This is a genomic window from Streptomyces sp. CB02056 (genome assembly GCF_001905545.1).
Taxonomy (GTDB): Bacteria; Actinomycetota; Actinomycetes; order Streptomycetales; family Streptomycetaceae; genus Kitasatospora.
Window position 1 is genome coordinate 366,932 of the sequence record NZ_LIPD01000001.1, and the last position, 14,434, is coordinate 381,365.

General features: G+C 76.3%; 13 protein-coding genes and 1 riboswitch. Of the genes, 4 read left to right on the forward strand and 9 right to left on the reverse strand.

Annotation, left to right across the window (positions count from 1 at the left end):
* Positions 1-14 precede the first annotated feature (14 nt).
* The 3 genes from AMK13_RS01625 to AMK13_RS01635 all read right to left on the reverse strand — a co-directional run bounded on the left by AMK13_RS01625 (position 15) and on the right by AMK13_RS01635 (position 2,983).
* A complete protein-coding gene (locus AMK13_RS01625) occupies positions 15-818 on the reverse strand; it encodes an SCO2322 family protein (protein WP_241852710.1) in 804 nt (267 codons plus the stop codon).
* On the reverse strand, positions 818-2,059 hold the full coding sequence (locus AMK13_RS01630) for a prenyltransferase/squalene oxidase repeat-containing protein (RefSeq protein WP_074000829.1): 1,242 nt from the start codon (positions 2,057-2,059) through the stop codon (positions 818-820). The genes AMK13_RS01625 and AMK13_RS01630 overlap by 1 nt, the downstream gene beginning before the upstream one ends.
* A gap of 107 nt (positions 2,060-2,166) precedes the next feature.
* Positions 2,167-2,248, reverse strand: a riboswitch (cobalamin riboswitch).
* Positions 2,249-2,362: 114 nt separating this feature from the next.
* Positions 2,363-2,983, reverse strand: a complete 621-nt coding sequence (locus AMK13_RS01635) for a TetR family transcriptional regulator (protein WP_049660100.1) — start codon at positions 2,981-2,983, stop codon at positions 2,363-2,365.
* A 232-nt stretch (positions 2,984-3,215) separates the two neighbouring features.
* Here AMK13_RS01635 and AMK13_RS01640 point away from each other — a divergent pair, with 232 nt between their 5' ends.
* The 3 genes from AMK13_RS01640 to AMK13_RS01650 all read left to right on the forward strand — a co-directional run bounded on the left by AMK13_RS01640 (position 3,216) and on the right by AMK13_RS01650 (position 6,477).
* Complete coding sequence (locus AMK13_RS01640) at positions 3,216-4,526, forward strand: glycosyltransferase family 4 protein (RefSeq protein WP_074000830.1); 1,311 nt, start codon at positions 3,216-3,218, stop codon at positions 4,524-4,526.
* Positions 4,527-4,675: 149 nt separating this feature from the next.
* Positions 4,676-5,419 (forward strand): class I SAM-dependent methyltransferase, encoded by a 744-nt coding sequence (locus AMK13_RS01645; RefSeq protein WP_049660417.1) that lies wholly within the window; start codon positions 4,676-4,678, stop codon positions 5,417-5,419.
* On the forward strand, positions 5,416-6,477 hold the full coding sequence (locus AMK13_RS01650) for a prenyltransferase (protein ID WP_234348709.1): 1,062 nt from the start codon (positions 5,416-5,418) through the stop codon (positions 6,475-6,477). Before AMK13_RS01645 ends, AMK13_RS01650 begins: the two co-directional genes overlap by 4 nt.
* Positions 6,478-6,630: 153 nt before the next feature.
* Here the strand turns inward: AMK13_RS01650 and AMK13_RS01655 are convergent, their stop codons facing one another.
* The 5 genes from AMK13_RS01655 to AMK13_RS01675 form a co-directional block, all read right to left on the reverse strand.
* Positions 6,631-7,542, reverse strand: a complete 912-nt coding sequence (locus AMK13_RS01655; RefSeq protein ID WP_074000831.1) for a hypothetical protein — start codon at positions 7,540-7,542, stop codon at positions 6,631-6,633.
* A gap of 195 nt (positions 7,543-7,737) precedes the next feature.
* Positions 7,738-8,778 carry an N-acetylmuramoyl-L-alanine amidase gene (locus tag AMK13_RS01660; protein ID WP_074000832.1) on the reverse strand — a complete coding sequence of 347 codons (1,041 nt, stop codon included), beginning with the start codon at positions 8,776-8,778 and terminating at the stop codon, positions 7,738-7,740.
* 7 nt (positions 8,779-8,785) lie between these two features.
* Entirely contained in the window at positions 8,786-10,057 is a 1,272-nt protein-coding gene (locus AMK13_RS01665; protein ID WP_074000833.1) for a hypothetical protein, read from the reverse strand.
* A gap of 136 nt (positions 10,058-10,193) precedes the next feature.
* Complete coding sequence (locus tag AMK13_RS01670) at positions 10,194-10,847, reverse strand: class I SAM-dependent methyltransferase (protein ID WP_074000834.1); 654 nt, start codon at positions 10,845-10,847, stop codon at positions 10,194-10,196.
* A gap of 121 nt (positions 10,848-10,968) precedes the next feature.
* Positions 10,969-12,366 (reverse strand): M48 family metallopeptidase, encoded by a 1,398-nt coding sequence (locus AMK13_RS01675; protein ID WP_143204460.1) that lies wholly within the window; start codon positions 12,364-12,366, stop codon positions 10,969-10,971.
* A gap of 161 nt (positions 12,367-12,527) precedes the next feature.
* Here AMK13_RS01675 and AMK13_RS01680 point away from each other — a divergent pair, with 161 nt between their 5' ends.
* On the forward strand, positions 12,528-13,610 hold the full coding sequence (locus AMK13_RS01680) for an alcohol dehydrogenase catalytic domain-containing protein (protein ID WP_074000835.1): 1,083 nt from the start codon (positions 12,528-12,530) through the stop codon (positions 13,608-13,610).
* Between the two features lie 165 nt (positions 13,611-13,775).
* Here AMK13_RS01680 and AMK13_RS43300 read toward each other — a convergent pair whose 3' ends face one another.
* Positions 13,776-13,949 (reverse strand): hypothetical protein, encoded by a 174-nt coding sequence (locus tag AMK13_RS43300; RefSeq protein WP_158077660.1) that lies wholly within the window; start codon positions 13,947-13,949, stop codon positions 13,776-13,778.
* Positions 13,950-14,434: the final 485 nt, after the last annotated feature.

Genomic DNA, 14,434 nt, shown 5'->3' on the forward strand with positions numbered 1-14,434 from the left:
CTGGGTGGGGGACGTTAGGGGTGACGGCGGCGGCGCGCCTGCCAGACGGCGCCACCGGCGAGGACGGCCACCAGCGCGCCACCGGCGATCAGGCCGACGTCCGGGCCGCTGCCGGTGCTCTGGTCGGCGGATCCGGCGGCCGGCTGGGCGGCACCGGCCGCGCCGACCTGGTCGCCGCAGCCCGCCTTCGGGTACCCGGCGATGGCGCACAGCAGCCCGTTGGTGTCGTAGCGCAGCGGCGGGGCGACGGTGGCCAGCACCTCGGCCGAGGTGGCGCGGGGCGCGACGGCGGCGCAGGCCGTGCGCTGCTCGGGCACCGAGGCGGCGGACGAACCGACGGCGGACGAACCGACGGCGGACGAACCGGAGGTGGACGAGCCGGAAGCGGACGAACCGGCAGCGGAGCCGGCGTCCTCGGCGGTGCCGAAGTCCAGCACGACGGCCACCCGCTTGCGGCCCTCCTGCGCGGGTGTGTCCGCGCAGATCTCCGCGAAGCTCCCGGCCGTCCGGGGCTTCGCGGCGTCCTGCCCGCCGTCCGGGCTCAGCGCGAACCGCCAGCCGTCCACGGCCCCGTCCGGCGGCACCGCGACGGAGGGCCCCTGCTGCTGGTACGTCCAGCTGCCGCCCTCGGCGCCGCGCCAGAACGACCAGTACCGGTACCCGGCGGCCTGCGCCGGAGCGGCGGAGGCGAGCAGCAGCACCGCCCCGAGGAGGGGGAGGAGCAGCGCGGCGAGGGCGGTGCGGTGGCGCGCGCGGGCACCCCCGCCCGGCAGGCCGGGGCCCGGCCCGCCGGGAGCGGCATGGGAGGCGGGACGCATCAGAGGTGGGTGTTGCGCTTGCGCTGGAGGCTGAGGAGGAGGCCGCCGCCGACGCCGATGAGCAGGCCGACGCCGATCAGCCAGTACTGGCCGATGCCGCCGTCCTTCTTCTTCGCCGGGGCGGTCGCCGGGCCGAGGGCGGTGAGCTGGCCGGTCAGGGCGGCGGTGTCGCGGTGGGCGGCCTGGGCGACCAGCAGGAGGGTGGCGGTGGCGCCGGCGTCGGTGCCGCCCTTGCTCCAGGTGGCGCCCTCCTTGCCGAGCCAGTCGACGGCGCCGGCGGCCTGCTGGGGGTGGCCGCTCTGGCTGAGGGCGAGGGCGGCCCAGGCGGTGGCGGTGTAGTCGGGGGTGGGGGCGGCACCCGGGGTGGTGAGGGTGAGGTGGTCGCCGCCGGCCGCGAGCTGGGCGGTCAGGTAGGCGCCGACGGCCTCGCCGGACTCCGCGTGCGAGACCGGGGCCGAGGAGGCCGAGGAGCCCTGTGCGGCCGTGGCGGCCGGGGCGTCGGCGCAGGCCAGGGCCTTGGGCGCGGCGTCGGCGTGCACCGTGCCGGCGACCGGCAGGTGGCCGCCGCTCGCGGCGAGCGCGGCCTGGGCGCTGGCCAGGGCGTTCGGGGTGAGGGCGCCGCCGGCCGGGTCGGTCTGGTAGGCGAAGGCGCCGCGCTGGTCGGCGGGGGCGGCGCAGCCGAGCTGGAAGAGGGCGAGCCCGTCGAAGGCGGACCTGCCGGCCTTGGCGACGCCCGCCGGGTCGGTCTTGGCGGCGAACAGCGCGTTGACGGCGAGGCCGGTGGAGTCGGCGTCGCCGGGGCTGCCCGGGTTGTACGCCCAGCTGCCGTCGGCGTTCTGGTTGGCCTTGAGCCAGCCGACGCCCTTGTCGACGGCCTCCTGGTGCCCGCCGAGGGCGACCAGGGCCTGGACGGCGACGGCGGTGGCGTTGCTGTCCTCGGTCTTGGGGTCGCAGGCCGCGCCGGCGGCCCGGTAGGAGGGCCAGCCGCCGTCCTCGCACTGCTGCCCGGTGAGCCAGCCGACGGCCGAGTCGGCCGGGGTGACCTTGGCCGCCGTCAGCGCGGTGAGCGCCAGCGACTGCCGCCAGACGCCGTCGTACGTCGGGTCGCTCTTGCCGTACAGCCCGTCGGGAACGGCGGCGGGGGTCGGCGCGGGGCTGTCGGCGAGGGCCGGTCCTGCGGTCAGGCCGGTGAGCAGCGCGGCGGACAGGGCGGCGGCGCCCAGGCGGGCGGCGGTCAGCATGGTGCGGGTGTGCCTTTCGGTGAGCGGTGGTGGCCCGGGCGGGGCCGTTCCGTAGTCCTCGACGGTGCCGGGCGCGTGCGTCCGGACTGGCCGCTCGCCCCTCCCCGGGTGCTCCGACTCGTCCGGGCGGCCGATGGCGGCGCCGGTCTCACGGCTGCGGGGTCAGCGCCGGATTCGCACCGGCTTTCCCCGGGGGAGGAGCGGGATGGAGTTGTGCCGACTGTCGACTCTAGCCGCCGGAGCGCCACGGGCGCCCCGCAGCGGGCAGGAACAGGTTCCAGTCGGCGGAGGAAGAGGGAGCGCTCACGGCAGGGCGAGCAGCCGGGCCGCGGTGTGCAGGTCGGCCCGGACCTCGGCGATCGAGGCGCGCCCGGAGAGCCAGGCGACCAGCGCCGAGTGCCAGGTGTGCTCGATCACCCGCACCGCCGCGCGCTGGCTCTCGGTGGGCGGTCCGGACTGGCCGATCGCGTCCAGGATGAGCTGCCCGGTGGCCGTGCTGACCTGGTCCACCTCGGCCCCCACCGAGCGGTCCGCGAAGGACAGCGCCCGGACCATGGCCTCGGCCAGCAGCGGCTCGCGCTGCAGCGCGTGGAAGGCCCGGGTGAGGGCGTCGGCGACCCGCGGCGCCGGTTCGCGGTCGGTCGGCGGGTGCCGCCGGATGTGCTCCTGGAGGCCCTGGAGCTGCTCCAGCATCACCGCCACCAGCAGGTGGACCTTGGACGGGAAGTACCGGTAGAGCGTGCCGAGGGCGACCTGGGCGCCCTCCGCGACCTCCCGCATCTGCACCGCCTCGTACCCGCCCCGCACCGCCAGCGCGGTGGCGGCCCGCAGGATACGCCGGCGCCGTTCGGCCTGGCGCGCGGTCAGCGGCGGCTCGCCCGGGGGCGAGAGCTGCGGAGAGGTGGAAGGAGGGGGTGGCGGCAAGGGTGCTCCCGGGCGGGCGAGAGTGGCGGCGTGCTCCACATGGTCGGCAGGATCCGGCGTGGCGGGAATCACCAGCCCTGGCTCCTGAGGGAAAGCTACGGGCCGGTATCTTCGAGGTCTCTCATTGTTCACGTGGTCGACGACGAGTTCCCCAGCCACTGAAACCTGATCTACTTTAGCGACCGGAAGCACGACCGGCAGCACCGTAAGCAGCTAGAGAAGAGGGCCCAGGATGACCGCGCAGCCGCTGCGGATTGCCCTGCTGTCGTACCGAGGGGACCCCTTCTGCGGCGGTCAGGGCGTGTACGTACGGCACCTCTCCCGGGAGCTGGCCAGGCTCGGCCACCACGTGGACGTGATCGGCGCCCAGCCCTTCCCGGTGCTCGACGAGGTCGACGGCCCCGGCTCGGTGCGCCTGGTCGAGCTGCCCAGCCTGGACCTCTACCGCGCCGACGACCCGTTCCGCACCCCGGCCCGCGACGAGTTCCGCGGCCCGGTGGACGTGCTGGAGTTCGCCACCATGCGCACCGGCGGCTTCCCCGAGCCGCTCACCTTCTCGCTGCGCGCCCGCCGCTACCTGGCCGCCCACAAGGGCCGCTACGACGTGGTGCACGACAACCAGACCCTCGGCTACGGCCTGCTCGGCCTGGCCCGGCACGGCTTCCCGCTGGTCACCACGATCCACCACCCGATCACCGTGGACCGGCAGCTGGAGCTGGACGCCGCCACCACCCGCGGCAAGCGGCTCTCGCTGCGCCGCTGGTACGCCTTCACCCGGATGCAGCGGAGGGTCGCCGCGCGGCTGGACCACGTGATCACCGTCTCCGGCACCTCGCAGCGCGAGATCGCCGAGCACCTGGGCGTCGCGCCCGGCGCGATCTCGGTGGTGCCGATCGGCGCCGACACCCGGCTCTGGTCGCCCTCGGCGGAGATCGAGCGCGTCCCCGGCCGGATCGTCACCACCTCCAGCGCGGACGTCCCGCTGAAGGGCCTGGTCTTCCTGGTCGAGGCGCTCGCCAAGGTCCGCACCGAGCGGGACGCCCACCTGGTGGTGGTCGGCAAGCCGCAGAAGGAGGACGGGCCGGTGGCCGAGGCGGTGCGCCGCTTCGGGCTGGCCGGGCACATCGAGTTCCGCAGCGGGCTGACCGACCAGGAGCTGGTCGACCTCTACCGCTCGGCCGAGGTGGCCTGCGTCCCCTCGCTCTACGAGGGCTTCTCGCTGCCCGCCGCCGAGGCGATGGCCACCGGCACCCCGCTGGTCGCGACCACCGGCGGGGCGATCCCCGAGGTGGCCGGGCCGGACGGGGAGTCCTGCCTGGCGGTGCCGCCGGGGGAGGCGGACGCGCTGGCCGCCGCGCTCGGCCGGCTGCTGGACGACCCGGAGCTGCGGGCCGGGCTCGGCGCGGCCGGGCGGGAGCGGGTGCTGGCCCGGTTCACCTGGGAGCGGGCCGCCGAGCTGACCGCCGAGGCCTACCGCGCGGCGCTCGCCACCGGCGTCGGCGCCCGGGCCCGCTCGGGGCCGGGCTGGCGGTACGTGGCCTAGCCGCCCGCCCGCGGCAGGTCGGTGACGGCCGGTCGGCGGAGGCGGAGCGGTGGCGGCAGGGCGAGCCTGCCCGACGAAGCGTGACGTGCCGGGAGTGGCGTGACGAAGCGTCAAGAACGCTTGGTAGCAATAGGAATGGGAGTCCTGCAGTGCTGACCGTCGATTTCTCGCGCTTCCCGCTCGCCCCCGGCGACCGGGTGCTCGACCTGGGCTGCGGCGGGGGCCGGCACGCGTTCGAGTGCTACCGCCGTGGCGCCAACGTGATCGCCCTCGACCAGAACACCGAGGAGATCGCCGAGGTCAGGAAGTGGTTCGCGGCGATGGAGCAGGCCGGTGAGGCCCCCGAGGGCGCGTCGGCGGTCGCGATGGAGGGCAACGCGCTGGCGCTGCCGTTCGAGGACGAGTACTTCGACAAGATCATCATCTCCGAGGTGATGGAGCACATCCCGGACGACAAGGGCGTGCTCAACGAGATGTTCCGGGTCCTCAAGCCGGGCGGCCTGCTCGCCGTCACCGTGCCCCGCTGGCTCCCGGAGAAGATCTGCTGGGCGCTGTCCGACGAGTACCACGCCAACGAGGGCGGCCACATCCGGATCTACCGGGGCGACGAACTGCTCGAGAAGCTCAAGGACGCCGGCCTGGAGCCGTACGGCACCCACCACGCGCACGCGCTGCACTCCCCGTACTGGTGGATCAAGTGCGCGGTCGGCGTCGACAACGACAAGGCGCTGCCGGTCAAGGCCTACCACCAGCTGCTGGTCTGGGACATCGTCGGCACCCCGGTGATCAGCAGCCTCACCAGGGCCGCCGAGCGGGCCCTCAACCCGGTGATCGGCAAGAGCTTCGTCGCGTACGCCTCCAAGCCCAACCGCGCGCCGGGCGGGACGGCGTGACGGCCGCCGTCCCCGAGGTGCTGCTGCTCGACGGGGTGCTCGACGCCGAGCAGGCCGCCGACACCGTGCGCAGCATCCTGGCCGAGCAGCGCCCCGACGGCGCCATACCCTGGTTCGCCGGCCACCACCTCGACCCCTGGGACCACACCGAGGCGGCGATGGCCCTCGACACGGCCGGCGAGCACGCCGCCGCCGAGGCCGCCTACCGCTGGCTCGCCGCCGCCCAGAACCCGGACGGCTCCTGGTACGCCGCGTACACCGACGGCGCGGTCACCGACCGGGCCAAGGAGAGCAACTTCTGCGCGTACATCGCGGTCGGGGTCTGGCACCACCACCTCAGCACCGGCGACGACGCCTTCCTGGAGTGGATCTGGCCGGTCGTCCGGCGCGCCCTGGACTTCATCGTCGGGCTGCGGCTGCCCGGCGGCCCGATCGCCTGGCGGGTCGACGGGGACGGCACCGCCACCGACGAGGCGCTGCTCACCGGCTCGTCCAGCATCCTGCACGCGCTGCGCTGCGGCCTGGCCGTCGCCGAGTACCTGGAGGAGCCGCAGCCCGACTGGGAGCTCGCGGCCGGCCGGCTGGGGCACGCCGTCTCCCACCACCCCGAGCGGTTCCTGGACAAGGGCCGCTACTCGATGGACTGGTACTACCCGGTGCTCGGCACCGGCCTGCGCGGCGAGGCGGCGGTGGCCCGGATCGAGCGGGACTGGGAGCGCTTCGTCGTCCCCGGCCTCGGCGTGCGCTGCGTCAGCGACCGCCCGTGGGTGACCGGCGGCGAGAGCGCCGAGCTGGCGCTCGCGCTCTGGGCCATCGGCCAGTCCGACCGCGCGGTGGACATCCTGCGCTGGATCCAGAAGCACCTGCGGCACGAGGACGGCTCGTACTGGACCGGGTACGTCTTCGAGGACGACGCGATCTGGCCGGAGGAGCGCACCACCTGGACGGCCGGGGCGCTGCTGCTCGCGGTCGCCGCGCTCGGCGGGGACCCGGCGACGGTCGCGGTCTTCGGCGGGGAGCAGCTGCCGGCCGGGCTGGTGGTCGCGGACTGCTGCTGAGCCCGGCGCACTGCGCGCGGAACGGCGCGCGGGGGACGGGCGCACAGGGCGCGGACACGGCGCGGACACGGCGCGTACACGCGGAAGGGGCGGGACCGGAGAACCGGTCCCGCCCCTTCGCGGTGTGCGTCCGCGGGCGTCAGCCGTGCTGTCTCAGCCGCGCTGGATGCCCGTGGTGTCGGCCAGCACGCCCTGGCTGCCGTCCGGCAGCTGCGCGACCAGCGCGGCGCCGCGCTGCTCGACGGCCAGGTACCAAGTGCCCGGCACGACCTCGCCGACCGGGGCGCCGGCCGGGTTGTCCTTCGGGGCCAGCTGGCGCGGGGCCGGGACGGCGAACCAGAACGGCTGGAAGTCCGCCGCCGGGGCGGGCGCCTGCTGCGCGGCCGGGACCGGCTGCGGGGCCGGGGCGCCGGCGTCGTGCGGCTGGGCGGCCTGGACCGGCTGGCCGGGCTGCGGCTGGCCGGCGCCCGGGTAGCCGTAGCCGCCCTGGCCGCCGAACGCCGGGTCGTGGCCCTGGGCCGGGTAGCCGTACTGGCCGGGCTGGCCGGGGGCACCCGGCTGACCGGGCTGGCCCGGGTAGCCGTACTGGCCGGGGACGGCCGCCGGGCGGTCGGCGGCCAGCGGGGCCTTCAGTGCGGGCACCAGGGGGCCCGCGGCGGCCGCGCCGGCCAGCGCGAGCAGCGCGATGAAGCCGAGCCAGGCGCCGAAGCCGTGGCTGACGACGGAGCTGGAGGTGCCGCCGCCGAGCGCCCAGACCGAGGTCCACAGCGCCGCGACGGAGAGGGCGATGCCCCACTGGTCCAGCCGCAGGCCGAGCACCTGGCGGTTGGCCGCGGCCGCACCCTGGAAGCGCTGCACCAGGATCAGCACCGCGGCGGCGATGCCGAGGAGGTAGATCGACGGCAGGATGGGGAACAGGTCCGTGCTCCACGCGTTCTGCGACGGCGGGCAGTACCGGCTGTTGCCGCAGTCCACGGTCCAGTAAGGCAGGAAGGAGGCGATGAAGAGCAGGACGGCCGCGCCTGCGACGGCGGCGTCTCCCCTGGTGAGAGCGCGCAGATTCACTAACGTTCCCCTCGTTGACGTGTCGTGGACGGTGGTTCGCGCGGTCGGGCCGACCGGCCGAAACTCCCGAACGGACCAGAAGCCTAGGCCCAACCGTCCTGCCGGTGCACGGCGGGACCGGGAATGGGGTGAACTCGTTGCAAACCGTGCGGTCCGGGCGGAGCGTCGTCCTCCGCCGGTCGCGGCCCAACTCCCTTACCGCTCTTCGGTCTTCTCTTGGGTCGTCAGGAAAGCGGTCAGCGCGTCGGCGATCCCCCGGGCCGCCTGCTGGCGCCACTGAGGGTCCGTCATCCGCTTCGCGTCCGTCGAGTTGCGCATGTTACCGCACTCGATGAACACCTTGGGGACCGTCGAGAGGTTGAGGCCGCCCAGGTCGGAGCGGGTGTCCAGGCCGTCCTTGGCGATGTAGTCCGCGTACGGCTCGCCGGTCGCGGCGTGGAACCGGTCGCGCAGCAGGAGGCCGAGCCGGCGCGAGGGGGCGACGATCGCCGCGTTGTCCGCCTTCCCCGCCACCACCCGGGCGGGCATGATCACGTGGAACCCGCTGCCGCTCGCCGGGCCGCCGTCCCCGTGCACCGAGACCGCGACGTCGGCGTGGGCGTCGGCGCCCGCGCGGGCCCGCTCGTCGACGCACGGGCCCCAGGGCCGGTCGCCGTCCTGCACCAGGACCACCGTGGCGCCCCGGGCGGCCAGCAGGGCGCGGGCCCGGCGGGAGACGTCCAGGGTGTACTCGGCCTCGGTGTAGCCGGCGTTGGTCTCGGTGCCGGTGGTGTCGCACTCCTTGCGGGCGTTGCCGATGTCCACCTGGCGGTTGATCTCGGCGGTGTGGGCGGAGTTCCCGGGGTTGTGGCCGGGGTCGAGCAGGACGGTGCGGCCGGTCAGGACCGCGGCGTCGGCGGGCTCGGGCGGGGCCTCGGCCGCCGGGGTGGTGGACGGCGGCGGTGCGACCGGCGGGGTGAGGGGCGCGGCGGTGCCGTCGGCCGGGGCGCCGGGGTCGGCGGCGCCCGGCTGGTCCGTGGCCGTCGGGGCGGGCGGCGCCGAAGCCGGGTCGGCAGTCGGGGACGAGGCGGCCGGGGCCGACGCGGCCGGGGCCGCCGTGGCGCCCGCCGGGCCTGAGTGGTCGAGGGCCCGCCAGCCGAACCAGCCCGCCGTGCAGAGCGGAACGGCCACGGCCGCGGCGGTGGTGGCGCGCAGCAGGGCGGAGCGGCGGGGCGGTCGGGGGGCGGTGCCGGTCACTGGTCGGTCAGATCCTGTCCTGGGTGCGCGGAGTCAGGCCGTAGCTCTTCGCGATCGCGTTCCACTTGGTCATGAAGTCCGTCTTCGCCTGCGTGGCCTGCGGGTTGAGCTCGTCCGCGTGCTTCTTGTCGGCGGTGGCCGGGGCCCGGCCGGTGCAGCCCTGGGCGGCGACGGCGCGCGCCCAGCTCGCGTACGCCTTGTCTATGTCGGCGGACAACTGCCAGGCGGACTTCAGGGAGTTCACCGCGTCCGCGCCGCCCGGCACGTCCGTGACACTCAGTTGGGAGAGCTTGGCCAGCAGGGCGGTCCGCTGGCTCGCGCCGTTGTCGAAGTCCTGCGCGGCGCTCTCGATGTCGGCCTTCGGCGGGCAGCTGGTCACCTTGGCGACGGCGCTGCCGATCGGGGCCTTGGCGCTCTCGCCCTCGCTGAGCAGGCCGTCCAGCGCCTGGGCCTGCGCCTTGGCGCCCGGACCGGGAGCGGTCGAGCTCGGCGACGGCGTACCGGCGGGCGAGCCGGACGCGCTCGCGGCGGCGCTCGGCGCACCGTCCGCACCCGTGGGCGCGGTCGCGGGCGGCGGGTTCTCCGCGCCGGTCGCCGGGGCCGAGGCCGGGGCGGGCGCGGCCTGGCCGTCCTTGTCGCCGCCGCCCCGCAGGGCGAACAGCAGGCCGCCGCCGACCGCCAGCACCAGGAGCAGCGCGAAGCCGATCAGCAGCGGGGCCCTGCGGTTGGTCGGCCGGTCCTCGTCGTCCCCGTGGGCGGTCCCGGTCGGGTAGTCGGGCTGGGCGCCGTAGGGGAGCGGGGTCCCGTACGGGGGCTGGGCGCCGTACGGGGACTGCGGCGGGGCGGCGGGCGGCTGCAGGAGGTAGTCGTAGCCGGGGGTCTGCCGCGTCTCCTGCTGCGGGGCGTGGGACGGCGGACCCGCGTGGGAGGGGAACGGCGCGGACGCCGGCGGGGCGGCCGGGGGCGGCGGGGCGGCGCCGGGGAACAGCCGGGCGGTCGGCGGGTCGTAGCCGGGCGAGGCGGCCAGGTACGGGCGGGCGCCCAGCGGCGGGCCCTGGTCGCCGACGGCGCCGGGCGAGGGCGGCGGGGCCATCGGACCGGGCTGGGCGGCGGACTGCGGGGCCGTGGACTGCGGAGCCGCGGGAGGCTGGGGGGTGGCGGGCGCCTCGGGGACGGGCTGCGCGTCGGCCGGGCGCTGCGGGCCGCGCACCCAGCCGCCGGCGCCGCCGCGCGCGGTCGGGTCCCAGACCGCCGGAGCGCTGTTCTGCTGGTCCGTCATGTCGCTGCTGGCCCCCACCGTCCGCCGATGCTCTGCCTGGTGCTGCGCGGCCACCGTACCGTTCGAACCCCTGCCCGGCAGCCCCGGCACGACGTTAGAGCATCGGCGCGGGGCCCCGGGAACGAACGGGCGTCTCCTACCGCGCGGAGCGGCGCAGGACGCGCAGGGAGCCGGTCACCGAGACCTCCTCGAAGCCCTCGGCCAGCGCCCGCAGGTACACCCGGTACGGGGCCTGGCCGCCGTCCGCCGGGTCGGGGAACACGTCGTGCACCACCAGCAGGCCCTCCGGCGCCAGGTGCGGCACCCAGCCCTCGTAGTCGCCGGTCGCGTGCTCGTCGGTGTGCCCGCCGTCGATGAACACCAGGCCCAGCGGGCGCCCCCACAGCGCGGCGATCCGCGGCGAGCGGCCGACCAGCGCCACCACGTGCTCCTCCAGCCCGGCGGCGTGCAGGGCGCGGCGGAACCGCGGCAGGGTGTCCATCAGCCCGACCTCGGGGTCGACCAGGGTCGGGTCGTGGTACTCCCAGCCGGGCTGCTGCTCCTCCGAGCCGCGGTGGTGGTCGACGGTCAGCGCGACCGTCCCCGCCTCCACCGCCGCCGCCGCGAGCAGGATCGCCGAGCGGCCGCAGTAGGTGCCGATCTCCAGCACCGGCAGCCCGGTGGTCCGGGCCGCCTCCACCGCCGCCGCGTACAGCGCGAGCCCCTCGTCCACCGGCATGAACCCGGTGGCCTCCTCGAACGCCGCCAGCACCTCGGGTGCCGGCTCGGCGCTCAGCAGCAGGTCGGACATGCGGTGCTCCTCGGGGGGTCGGGACGCGGGCGGACGTGCACGGACCCTACTCGACGGTAGCGGTAGCGGCGCCGCCGGGGCGGCCGGCGCCGACCGGTGCCGTACGTCGATCGGGCCGCGGTCAGCCCGCGAGCAGGTCGGCGGCGATCCGGGCGCGGTGCGGGGCCAGCTCGGCGGCGATCGCCCCGACCTCGGCGGGGGTGGCGGTGACGGCGGCCGGCCGGGCCTCGGCGCGCTCGACCAGGGCGATCCGCAGATGGGTCGGAGGGTGGGTGGAGTCCACGGCGGCGTGGTCACGGGCGCTGAGCCGCAGCAGGCGCTCGTGCTCGGTGGCGGGGACGGAGCCGACGTGCTCGCGCAGCCGCTCCCAGAGCAGTTCCGGGGCGGGCGGCTTCGGCCGCTCGGACTGTTCGGGCTGTTCGGGCCGCTCCGGGCCCCGGCCCCGGCCGCGGCGGACCGTCCGGGGGCGCCGGCGCTCCTCGGCGCGGATCCGGCCCACGGCGGTGCACACCGGGCCGAACAGCAGGAGCGTCGCGAGCATCCCGCCGACCGCCTCGCTGCCGCCGACCCGGACGGCGAGGGCGTCCGCGCGGTACTCGGCCTGCTGCCCGGCGCGGGAGGTGAGCCGGTCGAACAGGTAGAGGCCCTGGAGCAGCAGCCAGGCGACGGCCCGCAGGACGACCGCGCCGACCAGCGCGCCGATCCGGATCAGCAGCGAGAGCTCGTCGCCGTGCGCGCGGCCCGGCCGGTCGGGCCGGACCATGCCGTACCAGGCCGCGAGCGCCGAGACCGCGCTGTGCAGCCAGAGCGAGCGGCGGTGGTCGCCGTTGACGTGGTGGCCGAACTCGTGGCCGAGCAGGGCGATCCGCTGCCGGTCGTCCAGCACCTCCCAGAACGGCAGGCCCAGTTCGAGGACGGGACGGCGGCGCAGCCCGACCAGCCCGTAGGAGGCGTTGAACTCGTCGGTGACCCGGATGACGGCCACCGGCGCGGCACCCAGCTCGGCGGCCACCTGGTCCGCCAGCCCGTACAGGGCCGGGGCCGAGGCGCGGTCGAGGACGTTCTGGTCGCGCGGCACCCGGCCGAGCCGGGGCCGCAGCGCGACCGCGACCACCAGCGCCACCACGCCCGCGCAGCGCTGCACCGTGCTCCCGGTGACGAGCAGCCAGACCGCCAGGCAGAGCAGGCCGACGGTGACCAGGTGGACCAGGCCGGCGGCGGCGGAGGCCAGCAGCCAGTCGCGGCGGGCGGTCGGGGAGTCGCCGCCGGCGGCCTGCTCCTCGAACAGCCGGTCGGTGCGGTCGGCCGCCGCCCGCTCGCGCCGGGTGGGCGCGGGAGCGCCGTCCTGACCGGGGGACAGGTTCCAGTCGCAGGCCGGGCACCAGGCGGTGAAGCGCGGGTCGGCGGTCAGCGCGGCGGCGCAGCGGGGGCAGGCCGCGCCGTGGGCGGGCTGCTCGGGGGAGGTCGGCGAGGGCGCCGGTGGGGACGTCGGCGCGGACGTCGGAAGGGGTGTCGACACGGTGGTGATCATGGCGTGTCGCAGTGGTGGAAGGACAGTGAATTCGTACAGTTCCGCCGGCCGGTTGTTGTGGAACGCGTTCTAGTCGCGTCGCGCCGCCCGTGCCAGAATCGGCCCGACCGCCGATCCGAGGAACACCAGGCACCCCGGGAGCAGCACCCATGCGCGCAGCCGTCCTGCACAAGACCGGCCAGGAGACCCTCGACGTCCGCGAGGACGTGACGGCCGTGGGCTTCGGGCCGGGCACCGTACGGGTCCGGATGCGCGCCGCCAGCCTCTGCCACTCGGACCTCTCCGCGATGAGCGGCGTCCTGCCGCAGCCCGCGCCGTTCGTCCCCGGGCACGAGGGCGCCGGGGACGTGCTGGAGGTCGGCGAGGGCGTCACCGGCCTCGCCGCCGGCGACCGCGTGGTGCTCTGCTGGATGGCCCCCTGCGGCCGCTGCGACCACTGCCGCCGGGACCGCGGCCACCTCTGCATCGCCAGCCTGCGCAACCTCGGCGCCCCGGGCTTCCGGATCGCCGAGGGCGGGCTGAGCGCCTCCGGCTTCTACGGCACCGGGGCCTTCGCCGAGGAGGTCGTGGTCGCGGCGAACGCCGTCATCAAGGTCCCCGACGACCTCCCGTACGAGGCCGCCGCGCTGATCGGCTGCGGCGTGACCACGGGCATCGGCGCCGCGGTGAACACCGCCCGGGTCGAGCCCGGCGCCTCCGTCGCGGTGATCGGCGCGGGCGGGGTCGGCGTGGCCACCGTGCAGGGCGCCCGGGTCTGCGGCGCCGGCCGGATCACCGTCGTCGACCCGGTGGCCTCGCGCCGCGAGCGCGCCCTGGCGTTCGGCGCCACCGAGGCGATCGCCCCCGAGGAACTGAAGGCGACGGCCAAGAAGCTGCCCGGCGGCGGCTTCGACTACGTCTTCGAGGCGGTCGGCCGCGCGGCCACCGTCCGGGCCGGCTACGAGGCCGCCCGGCGCGGCGGCGCGGTGGTCGTCATCGGCGCGGGCGCGCAGGACGACCTCGCGCAGTTCACCATGGGCGAGCTGTTCTTCAACGAGAAGCGCCTGCTGCCCTCGCTCTACGGCGGGGCGACGGTGGCGCGCACCATCGGGCTGGTCGTGGACCTCTGGCGGGCCGGGCGGATCGACCTCGACGGCATGGTCACCCACCGGGTGGGGCTCGCGGACGTCAACGAGGCGATCGCGCAGATGCGGAGCGGCGAGGCGCTGCGGACGGTCGTGACGCTGGGCTGAGGGCGGGCCGCGGCCGGGGCGCTGCTCGGGGCTTCGCACAGAGACTTCGGGCGGAGGCTTCGCACGGAGACTTCGGGCGGAGACCTCGGGAAAGCCGAGGGCCCGCCGGGGGAGTCCGTGCCCTCCCGGCGGGCCCTCGTACGCGGTGCCCTGGTGGTGGTGCGGTCAGCCCAGCGCCCCGGCCGCGCGGTGGCGGCCGTGCGGGTCGGACTCCGGGCTGTCGTCGGCGGCGGAGCCACCGCGGTGGCGGCCGTGCGACGCGGTGTCCTTGGCCGTCTTCTCGTCGGCGTCGGTCCCGGTAACCGCGGGTCCGGTGGTGTCGGTGAGGGTGTCGGACATGAGAATCGTCTTTTCCGTGCGGAGGGTGCAGGTCATCGGCGCCCGGCCGGCGCCGGTGGCGCACGGTCTGGTCCCCGATCGGGCGCCCGGTACGCGCCCGTAGCCGGTGATCGCGGCCCGTGCCCCGGTCACCATAACGGCCGGGACGGACGAGATCCTATCGAGATCATGACGCGAGTCCCGCGCTGGTCCCGGGCCCGGAAGCGGGCCTGCGGCCGACCGGCTCGCGGCGGCGCGGGGACGGCGCCCGGAGACCGCCGGGCCGGGCCGGCGGCCCGCGCCCGCCGTCCGGCGGCGGCAGCCGGGTCCGCCCGCGGTGCGGAACTGATGCGGCGCGCAACGATCATCGGCGATCATCAGTGTCCCCGCGTGCGCGGCGGAGGCCCGTTCGACCCGCTCCTCGGCGTCGGCGTCCGGACGGCGGGCCGCCCGGTCCGGCAGCACGGCCGGGGCGGGGGACGGGCAGGTCCGTGCCAAGGCCGACA

What these genes read in the sequence shown, in the direction of transcription:
- AMK13_RS01625 (WP_241852710.1), bottom strand. Translation starts at nt 818, where the DNA reads ATGCGTCCCGCCTCCCATGCCGCTCCCGGCGGGCCGGGCCCCGGCCTG.
- AMK13_RS01630 (WP_074000829.1), bottom strand. Translation starts at nt 2,059, where the DNA reads ATGCTGACCGCCGCCCGCCTGGGCGCCGCCGCCCTGTCCGCCGCGCTG.
- AMK13_RS01640 (WP_074000830.1), top strand. Translation starts at nt 3,216, where the DNA reads ATGACCGCGCAGCCGCTGCGGATTGCCCTGCTGTCGTACCGAGGGGAC.
- AMK13_RS01665 (WP_074000833.1), bottom strand. Translation starts at nt 10,057, where the DNA reads ATGACGGACCAGCAGAACAGCGCTCCGGCGGTCTGGGACCCGACCGCG.
- AMK13_RS01670 (WP_074000834.1), bottom strand. Translation starts at nt 10,847, where the DNA reads ATGTCCGACCTGCTGCTGAGCGCCGAGCCGGCACCCGAGGTGCTGGCG.
- AMK13_RS01680 (WP_074000835.1), top strand. Translation starts at nt 12,528, where the DNA reads ATGCGCGCAGCCGTCCTGCACAAGACCGGCCAGGAGACCCTCGACGTC.
- AMK13_RS43300 (WP_158077660.1), bottom strand. Translation starts at nt 13,949, where the DNA reads ATGTCCGACACCCTCACCGACACCACCGGACCCGCGGTTACCGGGACC.